Source organism: Raoultella sp. T31 (assembly GCF_002806725.1).
Taxonomy (GTDB): Bacteria; Pseudomonadota; Gammaproteobacteria; order Enterobacterales; family Enterobacteriaceae; genus Klebsiella; species Klebsiella electrica.
The window spans coordinates 29,671-47,821 of record NZ_PIBO01000015.1; the positions used below are offsets into that span (position 1 = coordinate 29,671).

18 protein-coding genes are annotated in these 18,151 nt (G+C 56.6%); 5 read left to right on the forward strand and 13 right to left on the reverse strand.

The genetic code is table 11. The annotated features are described in order from the left end of the window. Positions 1-40: 40 nt before the first annotated feature. The 12 genes from trpS to CWM52_RS12640 all read right to left on the reverse strand — a co-directional run bounded on the left by trpS (position 41) and on the right by CWM52_RS12640 (position 10,108). On the reverse strand, positions 41-1,045 hold the full coding sequence (trpS, locus tag CWM52_RS12575; protein ID WP_100684423.1) for a tryptophan--tRNA ligase: 1,005 nt from the start codon (positions 1,043-1,045) through the stop codon (positions 41-43). Next, the gene (gene gph, locus CWM52_RS12580) at positions 1,038-1,799 is read right to left on the reverse strand and encodes a phosphoglycolate phosphatase (protein WP_100684424.1); all 762 of its coding nucleotides are present in this window, start codon (positions 1,797-1,799) and stop codon (positions 1,038-1,040) included. The genes trpS and gph overlap by 8 nt, the downstream gene beginning before the upstream one ends. Next, positions 1,792-2,469: a ribulose-phosphate 3-epimerase gene (gene rpe / locus CWM52_RS12585; RefSeq protein WP_100684425.1), complete on the reverse strand. Its 678-nt coding sequence runs from the start codon at positions 2,467-2,469 to the stop codon at positions 1,792-1,794. Before rpe ends, gph begins: the two co-directional genes overlap by 8 nt. A gap of 16 nt (positions 2,470-2,485) precedes the next feature. Further along, positions 2,486-3,310, reverse strand: a complete 825-nt coding sequence (dam, locus tag CWM52_RS12590) for an adenine-specific DNA-methyltransferase (protein WP_100684426.1) — start codon at positions 3,308-3,310, stop codon at positions 2,486-2,488. 79 nt (positions 3,311-3,389) lie between these two features. Then, complete coding sequence (damX, locus tag CWM52_RS12595) at positions 3,390-4,655, reverse strand: cell division protein DamX (protein ID WP_100684427.1); 1,266 nt, start codon at positions 4,653-4,655, stop codon at positions 3,390-3,392. Positions 4,656-4,739: 84 nt separating this feature from the next. After that, positions 4,740-5,834: a 3-dehydroquinate synthase gene (gene aroB / locus CWM52_RS12600; protein ID WP_100684428.1), complete on the reverse strand. Its 1,095-nt coding sequence runs from the start codon at positions 5,832-5,834 to the stop codon at positions 4,740-4,742. 54 nt (positions 5,835-5,888) lie between these two features. Then, positions 5,889-6,410: a shikimate kinase AroK gene (aroK, locus tag CWM52_RS12605; RefSeq protein ID WP_004868452.1), complete on the reverse strand. Its 522-nt coding sequence runs from the start codon at positions 6,408-6,410 to the stop codon at positions 5,889-5,891. Positions 6,411-6,791: 381 nt separating this feature from the next. Next, positions 6,792-8,030 (reverse strand): DNA uptake porin HofQ, encoded by a 1,239-nt coding sequence (gene hofQ, locus CWM52_RS12620; protein WP_100684429.1) that lies wholly within the window; start codon positions 8,028-8,030, stop codon positions 6,792-6,794. After that, positions 7,969-8,358 (reverse strand): HofP DNA utilization family protein, encoded by a 390-nt coding sequence (locus CWM52_RS12625; protein ID WP_100684430.1) that lies wholly within the window; start codon positions 8,356-8,358, stop codon positions 7,969-7,971. Before CWM52_RS12625 ends, hofQ begins: the two co-directional genes overlap by 62 nt. Further along, on the reverse strand, positions 8,348-8,797 hold the full coding sequence (locus CWM52_RS12630) for a hypothetical protein (RefSeq protein WP_100684431.1): 450 nt from the start codon (positions 8,795-8,797) through the stop codon (positions 8,348-8,350). Before CWM52_RS12630 ends, CWM52_RS12625 begins: the two co-directional genes overlap by 11 nt. Then, the gene (locus tag CWM52_RS12635; RefSeq protein ID WP_100684432.1) at positions 8,781-9,320 is read right to left on the reverse strand and encodes a PilN domain-containing protein; all 540 of its coding nucleotides are present in this window, start codon (positions 9,318-9,320) and stop codon (positions 8,781-8,783) included. Before CWM52_RS12635 ends, CWM52_RS12630 begins: the two co-directional genes overlap by 17 nt. Positions 9,321-9,322: 2 nt before the next feature. Beyond that, on the reverse strand, positions 9,323-10,108 hold the full coding sequence (locus tag CWM52_RS12640) for a pilus assembly protein (RefSeq protein WP_100684433.1): 786 nt from the start codon (positions 10,106-10,108) through the stop codon (positions 9,323-9,325). Between the two features lie 118 nt (positions 10,109-10,226). Here CWM52_RS12640 and mrcA point away from each other — a divergent pair, with 118 nt between their 5' ends. Continuing rightward, positions 10,227-12,785, forward strand: a complete 2,559-nt coding sequence (mrcA, locus tag CWM52_RS12645; RefSeq protein ID WP_165785390.1) for a peptidoglycan glycosyltransferase/peptidoglycan DD-transpeptidase MrcA — start codon at positions 10,227-10,229, stop codon at positions 12,783-12,785. Between the two features lie 68 nt (positions 12,786-12,853). Here the strand turns inward: mrcA and nudE are convergent, their stop codons facing one another. Then, entirely contained in the window at positions 12,854-13,414 is a 561-nt protein-coding gene (gene nudE, locus CWM52_RS12650; protein ID WP_100684435.1) for an ADP compounds hydrolase NudE, read from the reverse strand. Positions 13,415-13,743: 329 nt separating this feature from the next. Here nudE and CWM52_RS12655 point away from each other — a divergent pair, with 329 nt between their 5' ends. The 4 genes from CWM52_RS12655 to hslO are packed head-to-tail and all read left to right on the forward strand — an operon-like array spanning position 13,744 to position 17,939. Continuing rightward, positions 13,744-15,873, forward strand: coding sequence for an intracellular growth attenuator family protein (locus CWM52_RS12655; protein ID WP_100684436.1), 2,130 nt, complete (start codon positions 13,744-13,746; stop codon positions 15,871-15,873). Positions 15,874-15,932: 59 nt separating this feature from the next. Then, positions 15,933-16,616, forward strand: a complete 684-nt coding sequence (yrfG, locus tag CWM52_RS12660; RefSeq protein ID WP_100684437.1) for a GMP/IMP nucleotidase — start codon at positions 15,933-15,935, stop codon at positions 16,614-16,616. Continuing rightward, entirely contained in the window at positions 16,613-17,014 is a 402-nt protein-coding gene (hslR, locus tag CWM52_RS12665) for a ribosome-associated heat shock protein Hsp15 (protein ID WP_100684438.1), read from the forward strand. The genes yrfG and hslR overlap by 4 nt, the downstream gene beginning before the upstream one ends. A 46-nt stretch (positions 17,015-17,060) precedes the next feature. Then, on the forward strand, positions 17,061-17,939 hold the full coding sequence (gene hslO / locus CWM52_RS12670; RefSeq protein ID WP_100684439.1) for an Hsp33 family molecular chaperone HslO: 879 nt from the start codon (positions 17,061-17,063) through the stop codon (positions 17,937-17,939). The last annotated feature ends 212 nt before the right edge of the window (positions 17,940-18,151 follow it).

Sequence of the window (18,151 nt, forward strand, 5' to 3'; positions counted from 1 at the left end):
AATTTATCCGCCCCTTTGCTGTTTCTCGCCCGGCTATCGCTTACGGCTTAGCCACAAAACCAATGGCTTCATAGACCGCTTTCAGCGTTTGCGACGCGCGCGCGCTGGCTTTTTCAGCCCCGTCTCTCATCACCTGATTGAGGAGCGCTTCGTCGTTACGGAAGCGGTTATAGCGCTCCTGCAGCTCCAGCAGCATACCGGATACCGCATCGGCGACTTCGCCTTTCAGGTGACCATACATTTTGCCTTCGAAATGCTGCTCCAGCTGCGGAATACTCTGCCCGGTAACGCCCGAGAGGATATCCAGCAGGTTGGAAACGCCAGCTTTATTCTGCTGGTCATAGCGAACAACAGGCGGCTCGTCACCGTCGGTCATTGCACGCTTGATCTTCTTCACCACCGATTTCGGGTCTTCCAGCAGGCCGATCACGTTATTGCGGTTGTCGTCTGACTTGGACATTTTCTTGGTCGGCTCAAGCAGGGACATCACGCGGGCGCCGGATTTAGGAATAAACGGCTCAGGCACTTTAAACACTTCACCGTAAAGGGCGTTGAAGCGCTGCGCGATATCGCGGCTCAACTCGAGGTGCTGTTTCTGATCTTCGCCGACCGGAACCTGGTTGGTCTGATACAGCAGAATGTCCGCCGCCATCAGCACCGGATAGTCAAACAGACCGGCGTTAATGTTTTCCGAATAGCGCGCCGACTTGTCTTTGAACTGAGTCATACGGCTCAGTTCACCGAAATAGGTGTAGCAGTTCAGCGCCCAGCCCAGCTGCGCGTGCTCCGGCACGTGCGACTGAACGAAGATGGTGCTTTTCTCAGGATCGATACCACATGCCAGGTAAAGCGCCAGAGTATCCAGCGTCGCTTTACGCAGTTTCTCAGGATCCTGACGCGCGGTGATGGCATGCAAATCCACGATGCAGTAGATGCAGTGATAATCATCCTGCATGCTCACCCACTGACGCAACGCCCCCATATAGTTGCCAATGGTCAATTCACCTGAGGGCTGTGCGCCACTAAAAACGATGGGCTTAGTCATTTTTCAATTCCTGAGTTTCACTGTACGGTAGCCCGAGTGCGGGCAAGAGTTCATTAAATTGGTCGAAGATGTAGTCCGGTTCGCTGAGCGCAATCGACTCGCCGTAGTTATACCCGTAGGTCAGCCCGATAGAGCTGCAGCCAGCGGCTTTAGCCGCCTGGATATCATTACGTGAATCACCAACGAACAGCAGCTCAGCAGGCGCCAGCCCCAGCTTCTGCGCCACAAGCAGCAGCGGATCCGGATGGGGTTTTTTATTCTTCACATCATCACCGCCGATGACGACCGTAAAATATTTCGCGATATCCAACGCTTCGAGAATTGGCGCAACGAACGGCGTCGGCTTGTTGGTCACCAGCGCCAGCGGCAGGCCTTTCGCATGCAGTGCGCCGAGCGTATCATCCACCGCCGGGAACAGAAAACTGCCCTCTTCCGCCGCTTCAGCATAGTAGCGATCGAACAGCTTGCGCAGCACCATTAGCTGCTCTGCCTGAGGAATATCGTCATGATCGACGGAAGGTTTCCCCATCGCGGCACGCTGAGTTGCGCGCTCCTGACGCGCCCAGCTCAGGGCCCGCTCCATCAGAACATCCGCCCCGTTACCGATCCAGGTGACGACGCGCGCCTCGCCCGCCATCGGCAGCTCCAGCGCATAGAGCGCGCTATCAACCGCAGCCGTCAAACCCGGCGCGCTGTCGACCAGCGTGCCGTCAAGGTCAAAGGCGACACCGCGAACAGAGTGTAATTTATCCATGACTAACCTTTGCTAATTCACTACGCATTTGATCAATAACCTCCTTGTAGTCCGGACGATCGAAAATCGCCGAACCGGCAACAAACATATCCGCGCCTGCCGCCGCAATATCCGCAATGTTGCTGACCTTCACGCCGCCGTCGACTTCCAGACGAATGTCATAACCCGACGCATCGATGCGCTGCCGCACTTCACGCAGTTTATCCAGAGTCTGGGGGATAAACGACTGGCCGCCGAAACCCGGGTTAACGGACATCAGCAGGATCACGTCCAGCTTATCCATCACATAATCAAGGTAGCTCAGCGACGTGGCCGGGTTAAACACCAGGCCGGCTTTACAGCCATGTTCTTTGATAAGCTGCAGGCTGCGATCGACGTGCTCAGAGGCTTCGGGGTGGAAGGTGATGATGCTGGCACCCGCCGCGGCGAAATCAGGGATGATGCGGTCGACCGGTTTCACCATCAGGTGCACGTCGATCGGGGCGGTGATGCCGTAGTTGCGTAGTGCTTTCAGCACCATAGGGCCGATGGTCAGATTCGGCACGTAGTGGTTGTCCATCACGTCAAAGTGCACAACGTCCGCACCTGCAGCCAGCGCTTTGGCGGTATCTTCACCCAGGCGGGCAAAATCAGCCGACAGAATCGAAGGGGCAATCAAATACTGCTTCATCCGCATCTCCTTGAAATTATTTAGTCTTGGGCGGACGGTAAAGAGCCAGAAGCTCGTCCACCTTCTTTCGTGTACCACCGTTGCTGCTGATACTGCGTCGCACTTTGACGACATGCAGTTTAGCCTGACGATACCATTCGCGCGTTAGCGCCGTATCGTGGTTGGAAATCAGAACCGGAACCCGCTGCTCCAGCAAGTTCTCCGCCAGCTGCGCCAGATGGGCCTGCTGCTCAGCGTTAAAGCTGTTCGTATGATAGGCCGTAAAATTGGCGGTAGACGACAATGGCGCATACGGGGGATCGCAATAGACCACTGAAGAACCGTCCGCGCGCGCCATGCTGTCGGCATACGATTCGCAATAGAAGTACGCATTCTGCGCCTTTTGGGCAAAATGATACAGCTCATCTTCCGGGAAGTAGGGCTTCTTATAACGGCCAAACGGGACGTTAAATTCGCCGCGCAGATTATAGCGACACAGGCCATTGTAACCATGGCGGTTCAGATACAGGAACAGCACCGCACGCCGCAGCGGATCCTGGCTTTCGTTAAATTCAGTACGGAACTGGTAGTACGGCTCTGCCGCGTTATTCTCGGGCGTAAACATGTCACGCGCCGCCGCAACGTACTCATCCGTCTGCAATTTAACGATGTTGTAAAGACCGATCAGGTCGCTGTTGATGTCCGCCAGAATATAACGAGAAAAGTCGGTATTAAGAAATACCGACCCTGCGCCAACAAAGGGCTCAATCAGACAATCGCCTTGCGGCAAATGTTTTTTAATATCGTCAAGCAGGGGGTATTTCCCCCCTGCCCATTTCAGAAAAGCGCGATTCTTTTTCACATGCTGCCTAACTAATTACCACATTCTCCGGCTGTGGAGAAAGCTCCGACAGCATCCTGCGCTTAAGACTACACCGCACTTACTTCAGATCGGCCTGCACCTGATGCAGCGGTTTCGCCCACGGGTTTTTCGCCTGCACATCCGCTGGCAGAGTGGCGACAGCACGCTTCGCTTCATCTTTCGAAGCATAGATACCGCTGACCAGTACATACCATGGCTGACCGTTACGCGTAGTCTCGTAGACGACATATTTATCCAGCTTCTCTTTCTTCGCCCAGCTATTCAGGTTGTTGTAGTTGGAGGAGCTGCTGAGTTGCAGAGTGTAGTTACCCGCCGGCGCCGATTTCATCGAGCTGACATCGCCCGCGGTTTTACCCCCGGCAGTCGCCGCCGTCGCCGCAGCGGTAGCCGCAGGTGCGGTCGCGGTTGTCGTCGGCTTCGTCGTCTGTGCGGTGGCAACCGGTTTTTCCGGCTGAGCGACAGGCGCTTTCACCGGCGCGGCTGCTGCGGTGCTTTCGACACGCTTAGACTGGACCGGTTTCGCTTCAACTGGCGCTTTCGCCACCGGTTTCGGCTCAATCACCGTATGCTTGCGCTCTACCGGACGCTGAGCGGCGGCAGTCTGATGTTCCGTTGTTGCCTGGCGTGGAGCGGTGCCATTACGAACAGGAGCAACGGTCGCCGGTTCAGTCGGCAGCGTGGAGTTCGCAACGGCGCTGTCAATCTGGCCCTGCTGCTGAGTCAAGGCATTATTCAGATCGCCCTGAACCTCAACACGCTGCTGTCCCTGCGGCTCGGCGGCAGTCTGGCCCTGAGTCGGGTTAGACGCGATCGGCGGCAGAGAAACATCCTGCTGCGGGTTGTTCGCCGCTGTCTGGCCCTGAGCGGTAGGCTGGCCATTACCAGACTGTCCATTGTCAGACTGATCGCCTGACAGATTAATGCTCTTCTCGCCTGACGCGGTTTGTTCACTGGAAGAGGATGGCGACTTCAGCGCAGAGCCAATGCCAACGATCAGCAGCAGCAGCACGAGAATCCCCACCCCCATCATAATATACTGGCGGGAGGCTGGCTTCGCGGGCGCTTTCTTGCGCTTGCGCGGGCGACGCTCAACCGGCTGCTCTTCGGACTCGTCTTCAGACTCTACGTCCGCTTCATACTCTTCTTCATCGCGCTCACGGCGTGCTTTGCTGGCGCGCGTCGGACGGCTGTCGTCCGCATCAAGATCGACATCATCAAAATTGATCTGCGGATCGCTATCGCGCTCGGAAGATTGACGGGAACGACCAGTACGACGATCGCTGCGATCGGCTTTCAGATCGTCTTCTGGTTTTAATTCATCCATTTAACACCCCACTAAAAGGCTTATGCTCACGACTATTGCATGTCACCCGAAATGATAACGCCGCGCGGACGCGGCTAGACCTTCTTATTGTTGCGCTAACTGAGTATCAGCAATCGCGCCAAGAACTACATCATGCGACACTCCGCCGCGAACTTCGCTTTTCCCTATTGCCAGCGGTAGCACCAGCCGCATTTCGCCTGCCAGCACCTTTTTATCACGCATCATGTGGGGCAGATACGCCTGCGCAGTCATCTCCTGCGGCCCACGTACCGGCAAGCCCGCACGCTGCAGCAGCGTCACGATACGCTGTGTATCCTGTGCGCTGAACTGACCTAATCGCTCGGACGTATGCGCGGCCATCACCATGCCGGCAGCAACGGCCTCGCCGTGTAACCAGTTACCGTAGCCCATTTCGGCTTCAATAGCATGGCCAAAAGTATGTCCAAGATTGAGTAAAGCACGTAACCCGGTTTCGCGCTCGTCGGCAGCGACAACTTCGGCTTTCAGCTCACAACAACGGCGAATACAGTACGCCATCGCCTTCTCATCAAGCGCCATCAGCGCATCGATATTGCTTTCCAGCCAGTTGAAAAACTCACCGTCGAGGATAATGCCGTATTTGATCACTTCGGCCAGTCCGGAAGAGAGTTCACGGGCCGGCAACGTCTTAAGACAGTTGAGATCGACGACCACGGAAACCGGCTGCCAGAAGGCACCAATCATGTTCTTACCAAGAGGGTGATTGACGGCCGTCTTGCCGCCGACCGAAGAGTCCACCTGCGACAGCAGAGTGGTGGGAATCTGGATAAAACGCACGCCGCGCTGATAGCTAGCCGCAGCAAAGCCGGTTAAATCGCCGACCACGCCGCCGCCGAGCGCCACCAGAGTGGTGTCACGACCGTGCGGTTTTTGCAGTAAAGCGGTAAAGACGGAGTCCATTACCGTCAGGCTTTTGTACTGCTCGCCGTCGGGTAGAATGACGCTATCGACCTTAACCCCCGCCTGCTCCAGTACAGAGCGAACGTTATCCAGATAAAGCGGCGCCAGCGTTTCATTGGTAACCAGCATAACCTGGTCGCCTGATTTCAGTGGCAGGAAGGAAGCTGGATCGTTAAACAAACCAGCCGCGATGGTAATCGGGTAACTACGTTCCCCGAGGGTTACAGTAAGCCTCTCCATAACGCGACGTCCACCTCAGTTGCTTTTACTCTGACGCTCTTTATTAAGCCAGAATCAATTGCTTTCCAGCATATGAATAATCTGGTTTGCCACTACTTTTGCGCTCTGATCGTCGGTACGGATAGTGACGTCAGCAATCTCTTCATACAGTGGGTTGCGTTCGTCGGCCAACGCTTCAAGAACTTCGCGAGGCGGCGCTTCAACTTGTAATAGAGGACGCTTTTTATCACGCTGCGTACGGGCAAGCTGCTTTTCGATCGTGGTTTCCAGGTACACCACCACGCCGCGGGCGGAGAGACGGTTACGCGTTTCACGGGATTTCACAGAGCCGCCGCCAGTCGCCAGCACGATTCCCTGTTTTTCCGTCAACTCATTGATGATCTTCTCTTCACGGTCGCGGAAGCCGTCTTCACCTTCGACATCGAAAACCCAGCCCACATCTGCGCCAGTGCGTTTCTCAATCTCTTGATCAGAATCGTAAAATTCCATATTGAGCTGTTGGGCTAACTGGCGCCCAATAGTGCTTTTGCCGGCACCCATAGGCCCAACCAGAAAGATATTGCGTTTCTCTGCCATTTTTTCGGTACTACTAAGACTATTCGTTAATGGTAAACCCGCTTCGCGAATACCCAGCGCAGCAGGACATGAACTGAAACCTCATATGCAATAGAGCGAGAGTCAGACTAAAAATTATCTCAATACTCAGGCAGGTTTGGCAACTGAATATACTCGTCATTATTCAAACTACCTCGCCGTCGGCTGCACTTATCCGCCTCCAGCTGCATAGTTATCTATGTTTCTGGGGGTAGCCTCGACGCATCCTGAATGATCTTGTGGATAAATCACCGGACAAAAAGGGAGGATTGATGCCGAACCCGACTCTCAAATCGGTACCCCTTGTATGCTAAATCCGTCCTCACGTCAAACACCTGAAACGTGTTTAGCAAGAAAAACCGCTTAATGCACTGCCAGAATTCGTGGAGTAATGAAGACAACCAGTTCACGCCGTTCGTTATCTTTACCGTCGCGACGAAACAGCTGACCGAGCAGCGGGATATCACCCAGTAGCGGAACGCTGTCGCGGGCAGATTTCTTTTTTTGCGAAAATATTCCGCCCAGAGCCAGCGTTTCGCCGCTTTTCACTTCAACCTGGGTCTCAATTTCCTGTTTATCGATAGCCAACGCTTCGCCATTTTCCTGTTTCAGAACCTGACCCGGCGTATTCTCCGTAATGCGCAGTTTCAGGCGCACGCGATTCTGTTGCAGAACCGTTGGCGTGACCTCCATTCCCAGTACCGCCTCTTTAAACTCAATCGCCGTGGCGCCGCTTTCCCCGCTGGAGACCTGATAGGGGATTTCACTCCCCTGTTTGATGCTGGCGGGTTGCATATGAGAGGCCAGCAAACGCGGGCTGGCGATGATTTCCACCTGCTGTTTTTGTTCCAGCGCCGAAAGCTCCAGCTCCAGCAATCGCCCGCTCAGGCGGCCGATATTAAACCCCACGCGGGTGCTGGCGTCGTTCACCGCCTGATGGCTGCTTAAGGTCGTCAGCTTACCGGAACCCGGCGCGCTGCTGGCTTCGGCCATGCTCCATTTTACCCCCAGCTCACGCAGGCTGGTTTCACTCATCGAGACGATATGTGCCGCCAGCTCGACCTGGCCGACCGGCAGATCCATCTCCTGAGCCCACGCCACCAGCGCCGACAGATGTGAAGCATCGTCGTAAATGAACAGGCGATTGGTGCGTTTATCCACCGTCAGGCTTCCCCGGGTGCTGAGCAATTTATCCCCGGCCTTTACCAGCTCGCTCGCATCGGCATGCTGCAGCACCACGCTCTGCCTCTGCAAAGGCAGATTCTGCAATTGCTTCGCGCGCGCCGCCTCTTGTTGCGCCTGCCGCGTATTTTGCCAGGCCAGAGTATGCACATACAGTACCGTGCCCTGCTGGTTAGATATCAGCCCGGCGCTATCAATCACCGCGCGCAATGCCTGCTGCCAGGGCACGTTTTTCAGATGAAGCGACACCGTACCGCTGACGTCAGGCGCCACGACCAAATTTTTTTGCTGCATCCCGGCCAGCGTTTGCAGCACCTGGGCAACCGGCACATCATCAACCACCAGCGACACGGGGTTCTCATTTTTTGCCGTCGCTATCGCTGGCAGCAGCAGAAACAGCAGGCTTATCCATCGCATCATGTTTTACTCCTTTTTCGCGCAGCCATGCCCAATGCGCGGGTTCGCATCCAGGCCCTGTTGTTATTTCAACCCGCTCCGCCGTCAGCACACGGATTCGCCAGCCCCCCGGCAAAACGTCATCTTGTCGCACCCGGCGCCATTGGCTGCGATGGTCCAGTAAATAGCCCACCCAATAGTGCGGATGACCGACCGCGCCACCATAGCGCCATTGCGCCAGCTGTGCCGTCTGGCAGCGATCCTCCGCAGGCAGAAACGGATCGCGCTCGTCGGCCAACAATGGAAGCGGGAGCGCAAGCAGCCACAGCAGACGCCCGCCCTTACTCCACATCTTCGGCCTCCAGCTGCAGCGTCATCAGGAGCGCCTCTTTTTCCGGTCGCAGCGAAAAACCCGTTACGCGCATCCCACACTCCGCCAGCCAGGAAAACAGCGCTGGGACCGCCTGCCAGCTGGCCTCCAGCAGCAGCTCACCACCGCGCCCCAACGGGCGCCAGGTCACCAGCATGGCACCTGATACCGGCAGTGCAATCGGGGAGAACAGCAATCGCTTTCGCTCATCCGGGGGGATATTTTGCAAGGCGGTTCGCAGCGGCATTAAGCGAAGCCACTGCTGGCGCAGACGGAGATGTCCGTCGGTTTCTGGCGGTGGAGGCGAAGCCGGCAGCCGCAAAAAAATTACCGCGACCAGCCCCAGAACAATCGGCAGCGCGAGCCACCCGCCACGCAGAGAAAAAAATGCCGTCATTCCACGTTCAATGAGTGCCTGCATCAGCGTGCTCTCCGCTCAGAGAAAAGCGAAACTGCCAGCGCCCCTGTTCACCGCGGCGCGTTTCACCGGCTCTGGCTGGTTTGAACCCGGCAACCGCGTTCAGCGCTTTTTCCAGCCCCGCCACGGCGTTAAGATTCAGCGCCAGACCGCTTAACATCAGGGTATCGCGCTGGTATTCCAGCCGGGTTAACCAGGCCTGCTCCGGTAACTGCGCGGCGATTGCCCGCAATCGGGGTTGCCAGGCCTCGGTTAATGCCCGTCTTTGCTGTCGCAGGCGCTGCCGCTGTACTTGCTGCTGCCGCTCCAGCATGCTGTTTTCGCGTTGCCGGAGCGCGGAACTGAGCTGGTTTTCAGCCGCGGCTCTCACCGCAGCCAGCGCCTCAACCGCATGACGTTCTGCCCGGTGAACCTGGGCAACCGTCAGTAAGATCAATAGCAACCCCGCCGCGTACAGCAGCGTGACACGCAGCCGCTGGCGGCGACGCGCTTCACGCCATGGCAAAAAATTCACCACCGTCGTCATCGTTACCGCCCTCCTAACGCCAGCCCAATCGCCACGGCATAGCGCTCTCCGCAGTCCGGCAGCGGAGGCTGCAGGCGATCAATCACGCGCCAGGGGTCAAAAGAGGTCTCATCGTCAGAACGGGTGGCGCAGTGCTGGAGTGATTGACCATCGATCAGCAGGGAGAGTTGTGAAAAAGAAGAGGCTTCAGCGCACGGCAAACTGCCCCAGCCCTCCCGCGTTGCCCACAGCCAATGAGGATCGTGGCGCCATGCCAGGCCTTGCGAACCGGAGGGTAGCCAGGGGAGAAATGCCGCCAGTGCGCTGGCGTCCGGTACAATTCCCGCGATGCGCAGTTTCAGGCGGGCGGCGAGCTGGCGTAGCACGTCGATATCCAGGCGCTGCGCCGCCGTCACCCGCCACTCGTTCTTTGCCGGCGCGGCGCAATAATCGACGCATAGCGAGGCAGCGGGCATCTCCAGCTGTTGCGCCATCACGCTGGCTATCCAGGTTGCCCGCTCCCTGTCGCTGAGAGACAGCTGCGGACGCGGTAGCTGTTTTTGTAGCGTTCGGCTGGCCGGAAACGCAATGCTGACCTGATGCTGCAAAGGCAGCTCCCGCCGCCAGTTCTGCAACCGTTCGGCCAGCGCAACCACGTCAACCACCATGCCATGACGCACGATGCCGGGCGCCAGTTCGATATCCCACCAGCGGCATAACGCCCAACGGGAACGCGCGTAGCGCAGTGCGACCAGCACTATCGCGTCCTGCTGAATATGCATCCCGATTCGCCAGTTGCTGAAAGCCATGCTTACGATCTCCTTGTCCGCCATTACGGCTCGACTCTATCAATGCACCAGGCTTGCCTTTATACTACCGCGCGTTTGTTTATAAACTGCCCAAATTAAACTTAATGGGAAATCTCCGGTGAAGTTCGTAAAGTATCTATTGATCCTTGCAGTCTGTTGCGTACTGCTGGGAGCAGGCTCGGTTTTTGGCCTCTACAAATATATTGAGCCGCAACTCCCTGACGTTGCGACCTTGAAGGATGTGCGTTTGCAGATCCCGATGCAGGTCTATAGCGCGGATGGCGAGCTTATTGCGCAGTATGGCGAGAAACGCCGTATTCCCGTCACGCTGCAAAACATGCCGCCCGAGCTGATTAAAGCGTTTATTGCCACCGAAGATAGTCGCTTCTATGAACATCACGGCGTCGATCCGGTCGGTATTTTCCGTGCAGCCAGCGTCGCTATGTTCTCAGGTCATGCCTCACAGGGCGCCAGTACGATTACCCAGCAGTTAGCGCGTAACTTCTTCCTGAGCCCAGAGAAGACGCTGATGCGTAAGATTAAAGAAGCCTTCCTGGCGATTCGCATCGAGCAGTTGCTGAATAAAGACGAAATCCTTGAGCTGTATCTGAATAAAATCTATCTCGGCTACCGCGCCTATGGCGTCGGCGCGGCGGCGCAGGTTTACTTTGGTAAATCCATCGACCAGCTTAGCCTGAGCGAAATGGCCGTTATCGCCGGGCTGCCTAAAGCACCCTCGACGTTTAACCCGCTCTATTCCATAGACCGCGCGACCGCGCGTCGTAACGTTGTTCTGGCACGTATGCTGAACGAAGGCTATATCACGCAGACGCAATACGATCAGGCGCGCAGCGAAGCCATTGACGCCCGCTACCACGCACCGGAAATCGCCTTCTCCGCGCCGTATCTCAGTGAGATGGTCCGCCAGGAGATGGTCAACCGTTATGGCGAGCAGGCGTATGAAGATGGCTACCGCGTTTACACCACCATCACGCGTAAAAATCAGCAATCGGCTCAGCAGGCCGTGCGCAATAACGTGCTGGATTACGATATGCGCCACGGCTACCGCGGTCCGGCCAACGTGCTGTGGAAAGAGGGTGAAGCGCCCTGGGATCAGGCGAAAATCATCGCCTCGCTGAAAAACCAGCCCGGCTACGGGCCGCTTGCTCCGGCGGTGATTACCTCGGTAAATCCGCAGGAAGCGCACGCGCTATTAAGTAATGGAACGTCGGTCACCCTGAATATGCAGGGCGTCCGCTGGGCTCGTCGTTTTATCTCCGATACCCAGCAAGGGGCGACACCGCGCAAGGTCACCGATGTCCTGCAGTCCGGGCAGCAAATTTGGGTCCGCCAGGTCGGCGACGGCTGGTGGTTGTCGCAGGTACCGGATGTGAACTCGGCGCTGGTTTCGATTAACCCACAGAATGGCGCCATTATCGCGCTGGTCGGCGGGTTCGACTTCAATCAAAGTAAATTCAACCGCGCAACCCAGGCCTTGCTCCAGGTGGGCTCAAACATCAAGCCGTTCCTCTACACCGCGGCGATGGATAAAGGTCTGACGCTGGCCAGTATGCTTAACGATGTGCCGATTTCCCGTTGGGACGCCGGTGCGGGTTCCGACTGGCAGCCGAAAAACTCCCCGCCGCAGTACGCTGGCCCTATTCGCTTGCGTCAGGGGCTGGGAGAGTCGAAGAACGTGGTGATGGTTCGCGCCATGCGCGCCATGGGCGTGGATTACGCGGCGGAATATCTACAGCGTTTCGGTTTCCCGGCGCAAAATATCGTGCATACCGAGTCGCTGGCGCTGGGATCGGCATCCTTTACGCCGATGCAGGTTGCGCGCGGTTATTCGGTGATGGCCAACGGCGGCTTCCTGATAACGCCATTCTTTATCAGCAAAATCGAGACCGATCAGGGCGGCGTGATCTTTGAAGAGCGGCCTAAAGTTGCCTGTCCGCAGTGCAACCTGCCGGTTATTTACGGCGAGACGCCGAAATCCGACGTGCTGGAAAATAAAGATGTCGAAGATGTCGCGACCTCTGCAACACCGCAGAACGCCGCGGTGCCGCCGCAGCCAGAGCTTGAACAGGTTAACCAGGCACTGGTTGCGCAAACCGGTTCTGCGGAATACGCGCCGCATGTGATCAGCACACCACTGTCATTCCTGATTAAGAGCGCCCTGAACAGTAACATCTTCGGCGAACCGGGCTGGATGGGGACCGGCTGGCGCGCCGGTCGCGATCTGCAGCGCCACGATATCGGCGGTAAAACGGGGACCACCAACAGCTCAAAAGATGCGTGGTTCTCCGGCTACGGTCCGGGCGTGGTGACGTCGGTATGGATTGGATTTGACGATCACCGCCGCGATCTGGGGCGGACCACCGCATCCGGCGCGATTAAAGATCAGATCTCCGGCTATGAGGGGGGAGCCAAAAGCGCCCAGCCAGCCTGGGATGACTTTATGAAACGCGTGCTGGAAGGCGTACCTGAAGAGCCATTAACCCCGCCGCCTGGCGTGGTCACGGTCAATATCGACCGCAGCACCGGCCAGCTGGCGAGCGGCGGCAACAGCCGCGCCGAATACTTCATTGATGGCACACAGCCGACCCATCAGGCGGTGCATGAGGTGGGGACCACGATCACCGACGGCGGCGGGGAAACCCACGAACTGTTCTGACAAAAAAAGCGCCTGCGGGCGCTTTTTTTCTGTTTCTTGTTTGCAGGCCGTGGTCGCAGGCCGGACGTCTACAGGCGTCCCTGAGCCCGTAGCCACTCACGGACCAAAAACAGGGCGCTGACGTTGCGCGCTTCGTTAAAATCTTCATCATCGAGCAGCGTCATCAGCTGCGACAGCGGCCAGCGTACCTGCGGTAAAGGTTCCGGCTCATCGCCGGGAAGCGATTCCGGGTACAGATCTTCTGCCACCAGAATATTCATCTGGCTGGAGAAATAGGACGGTGCCATGCTCAGTTTTTTCAGGAACGTCAGCTTATTAGCGCCGAAACCCACCTCTTCTTTCAGCTCACGGTTCGCGGCTTCCATGACGGTTTCACCCGGATCAATCAGCCCTTTAGAAAACCCCAGTTCATAAGATTCGGTGCCAACGGCATATTCACGGATCAGAATGAGATGGTCATCAACAATCGGTACAATCATCACGGCTTCACGCGTCGAAGGGCGCATGCGTTCATAAACGCGACGCACGCCGTTACTGAACTCGAGGTCCACGCTTTCAACGTTAAAAAGACGCGAACGCGCTACTGTTTCAACATTGAGAATGGTGGGTTTTTGTAATGATTTGCTCATTGTTATCGATCTATGCTGTGATTCCAGGAGTCATTGTGCGATACGCAGCACGGTTTCGGCAATTCAATTCGCCACTTATTTACATAGTTGCAACTTCTGCTCTCAAAATCCGGGAATCAGAAAGATAAAAAAGTCAATAGGTTGAAATGTTTTTGAGAATTTACTGATTCCTGAATTTTCACGATTTTGATAAGCTTGTATGCTGCTGTATCGCACAATAAATTTTCCCGTATACATACGATATCTGCCGAGAGCACCCTGCAGGTTCACGCAAAGTGTTAAGCAACTAAAGACACCTGTAAGAAAAGAATAACTACGATGGGATGGGCATGGGCACCTTTCTGATTTCTTTCACAGCTCTGCTAATCTGCGCATTGCTTATCGGGTGGTGGTATCGATCGCATGCCAGGCGTCGCCGCCTCCCCCTCCTGCATGCCTTTAGCGATGCCGTCACCCGCACGCTTTCTGAGCCAGAACGCCGCGCGGTGGAAAAGTACCTTGAAGGACTCAACCACGCCCGTCAGATGCCGGCGTCGGGGGCAAGCGTTGCCCCTGCCGTACTGTCTCTCACCCAACAGAGCGATACCGTCTTCACGGTGACCCGCGCCATTACGCGCTATGGCATTACCACTGATGACCCGCACAAATGGCGCTACTTCCTCGACTCGGTGGAGGTGCATCTCCCTCCCTTCCTGGAGCAGCATATCAATGATGAAAATAGCGTTGAGCTGATTCCTACCGACAGCCTGCCGCTGGTCATTGCGCTCAATGGCCACGCGCTCAGCGACTACCCGCAGGAGAGCCGCAGTTACGCCCTTGAACGGACATCGTCAACCCAGGCGTCAATCCGCGGGGAAGAGAGCGAGCAGATAGAGCTGTTGAGCATTCGCCAGGAAACGCCGGAGGAGCACGCGCTGAGCCGCCCGGATGGGCTGCGTGAGGCTATCTTTATCGTCACCTCGTTCCTGCTGTTTTACTTCAGCCTGATAAGCCCCTATGTTTTTACCCCGTGGCTACTGGTCGGCGGGCTGCTGTTACTGGCGGCGGGCCTGTGGGGGATCTATGCGCCGCCGCGTAAAACGTCGCTCCGGGAGATCCACTGCCTGCGCGGGATGCCCAAACGCTGGGGTCTGTTTGGCGAGAATGACCAGGAGCAGATCAATAATATCTCCCTGGGGATTATCGATCTGATCTATCCGCGCCACTGGCAGCCGTGGATTGCCCAGGATCTCGGCCAGCAGACGGATATCGATATCTATCTCAGCCGCCACGTCGTGCGCCAGGGGCGCTTCCTGTCGCTGCACGATGAAGTGAAACACTTCCCGCTACAGTACTGGCTGCGTAGCGCCATTATCGCCATCGGCGCGCTGCTGGTGGTCGTGATGCTGTGGGCCAGCGTGCCGTTGAATATGCCGTTTAAGTTTACGCTTTCCTGGTTGAAAGGGGCGCAAACCGTGGAAGCGACGACCGTCGCCCAACTGGAGAAGTCGCAGGTACGTATTGGCGATACGCTGCGATTGCAAGGTACCGGAACCTGCAATATCCACTCGCCGGATAGCTGGACGGCGAAAGAGAACTCGCCGTTTATGCCGTTTGATTGCTCGCAGATCATCTGGAATGACGCGCCTCCCCTGCCGCTCCCGGAGTCCGACGTCGTCAGCAAAGCCACGGCGCTGATGCAATCCGTGCAGCGTCAGCTGCATCCCGATCCGGACGATGATTCGCGCGTCAGCCCCACGCTGCGCTCGGCGATTCAGCAATCCGGGATGGTGCTGCTGGATGATTTTGGCGATATCGTCATTAAAACCAACAATCTGTGTGCGGCAAAAGATGACTGTACCCGTTTGAAAAACGCGCTGGTTAACCTCGGTAATACGCGGAACTGGGAAACGCTGACCAAACGCGCCAACTCGGGCAAGCTGGATGGCGTCAACGTTCTGCTGCGCCCGGTAAGCGCTGAATCGCTGGAAAATCTGGTGACCACTTCAACGGCGCCATTTGTCATTCGTGAAACCTCACGCGCGGCGCAGGCCCTTAATAGTCCGGCTCCCGGCGGTTTCCTGATTGTCAGTGATGAAGGCAGCGAGCTGGTGAGCCAGCCGTGGCCGACCACCAGCTTGTATGACTATCCGGCGCCGGAACAGTGGGGCGAACTGCAGCGGCTGGCCCGAATGCTGATGCATACGCCGTTCCACGCCGAGGGGATTGTGACCAGTCTCTATACCGATGCCAATGGCACGCGGCACATTAACCTGCATCGCATTCCAGACCGTTCAGGCCTGTGGCGCTATCTGGGCACGACGCTGCTTCTGCTGACCATGCTGGGCTGCATGTCCTGGCACGGGGTCCTGACGATTCGTCGCTACCAGCGTCATCGCCAGCGAATGGAAGAGATACAGAAATACTACCAAAGCTGCCTGAATCCGGTACTCATCCCCTCGCCGGAACATCAAGAGTAACTCTCTGCGCGGCGGGGTGTGATACCCTGTCGCGCATTTCCCCTCGCTGGAGACTCACCATGCATTTTGATATCGCCTGGCAGGAGGTTGATACCGTTCTGCTGGATATGGATGGCACGCTGCTTGACCTCGCCTTCGACAACTATTTTTGGCAAAAGCTGGTTCCTGAAACCTGGGGGGCGGCACGTGGGCTTAACCTGTCGGAGGCCAAAGAGGCGATGCGCCAGGAGTATCACGCGGTGCAGCATACGCTAAACTGGTACTGTCTGGACTACTGGAGCGAGCGCCTGAATTTGGATATTCGTGCGATGACCAGCGAGCAGGGGCCAAGAGCCGCACTGCGTGAAGATACCGTCCCGTTCCTTGATGCGCTCAAGGCCAGCGGCAAGCGGCGCATCCTGCTGACCAACGCCCATCCGCACAATCTGGCGGTAAAGCTTGAACATACCGGTCTCGACGCACACCTTGATTTATTACTTTCTACCCACACATTTGGTTATCCAAAAGAAGATCAGCGTCTGTGGCGTGCGGTAGCGGAAGAGACCGGCTTCGATGCGCGCAAAACGCTCTTTGTTGACGATAGCGAGGCGATTCTCGATGCCGCGGCGCAGTTTGGTATTCGCTACTGCCTGGGCGTCACGAATCCGGATTCCGGACTGGCGGAAAAAAGCTATGCCCGCCACCCGGGACTGAACGACTACCGGCGCCTGATCCCTTCGCTGACCCCACAGGAGAGGCCATGAAAGAGAAGCCCGTCGAAGCCGTCAGACTGGACAAGTGGCTTTGGGCAGCCCGCATTTATAAAACCCGCGCGCTGGCGCGCGAGATGATTGAAGGCGGCAAGGTGCATTACAACGGACAACGCAGCAAGCCGGGGAAAGTCGTTGAGCTGGGCGCCACCCTGACGCTACGCCAGGGCAACGACGAACGTATCCTGCTGGTCAAAGGGATAACGGAACAGCGCCGACCTGCCAGTGAAGCCGTCGCGCTGTATGAAGAGACGGCAGAAAGCATCGAGAAACGCGAGAAAATGGCGCTGGCGCGCAAAATGAACGCGCTAACCATGCCGCATCCCGACAGACGTCCGGACAAGAAAGAACGCCGCGACCTGATGAGATTTAAACACGGCGACAGTGAGTAATCGCCTATACCTGTAGGCACCGCTGTTGCCAGCAAGAGAGACCATTATGACTCAACACGATCAATTACATCGTTATCTGTTTGAAAACTATGCCGTACGCGGTGAACTGGTGACCGTCTCGGAAACCCTGGAACAGATTCTGGCGAACCACAGCTACCCGCAGCCGGTCAAAACCGTGCTGGCAGAGCTACTCGTTGCCACCAGCCTGCTGACCGCAACGCTGAAGTTTGCCGGCGATATCACCGTGCAGCTGCAGGGCGATGGTCCTCTGTCTCTGGCGGTTATTAACGGCACGAATCAGCAGCAGCTGCGCGGCGTAGCGCGCACTCAGGGCGACATTCCGCAAGATGCGGACCTGAAAACGCTGGTCGGTAACGGGTATCTGGTCATCACCATCTCTCCGCATGAAGGCGAGCGCTATCAGGGCGTGGTCGGTCTGGAAGGTGACACCCTGGCGGCTTGCCTGGAAGATTATTTCCAGCGCTCAGAACAGTTGCCAACGCGCCTTATCATTCGCACCGGCGAACATGAAGGGAAGCTGATGGCGGGCGGCATGCTGCTTCAGGTCATGCCGGCGCAAGAGACGCAGGCCAATGATTTCGACCATCTGGCCACGCTGACTGAGACGATCAAAGCCGAGGAACTGTTTACCCTCTCAGCGACTGACGTCCTGTGGCGCCTGTATCACGAAGAAGAAGTGACCGTGTACGATCCGCAGAATGTGGAATTTAAATGTACCTGTTCCCGCGAACGCTGCGCCGGTGCGCTGAAAACGCTGCCGGATGAAGAGATCGACAGCATTCTCGCTGACGAAGGTGAAATTGATATGCACTGCGATTACTGCGGCAATCATTACCTCTTCAACGCCATGGATATCGCCGAGATTCGCAATAACGCGTCTCCGGCCGACCCGCAGGTTCACTGATAATCCTGTCCGCCAGAGTTCGCGGCGGAGGTTTTTCGCCTCCGCCGCGCCTGTTGTCAACCATTTCCTCGCGTGATGAATCGATTTTCACTGAAAGAGTTACGTAATTTTCTTTCCAGAAAGCGATTACATTCACAATTCGGCAGTTTTTTTAATTACTTTTTAACCAATAAGAAACATCCATCCCCACCAACGACCAATTTCCTGAGATA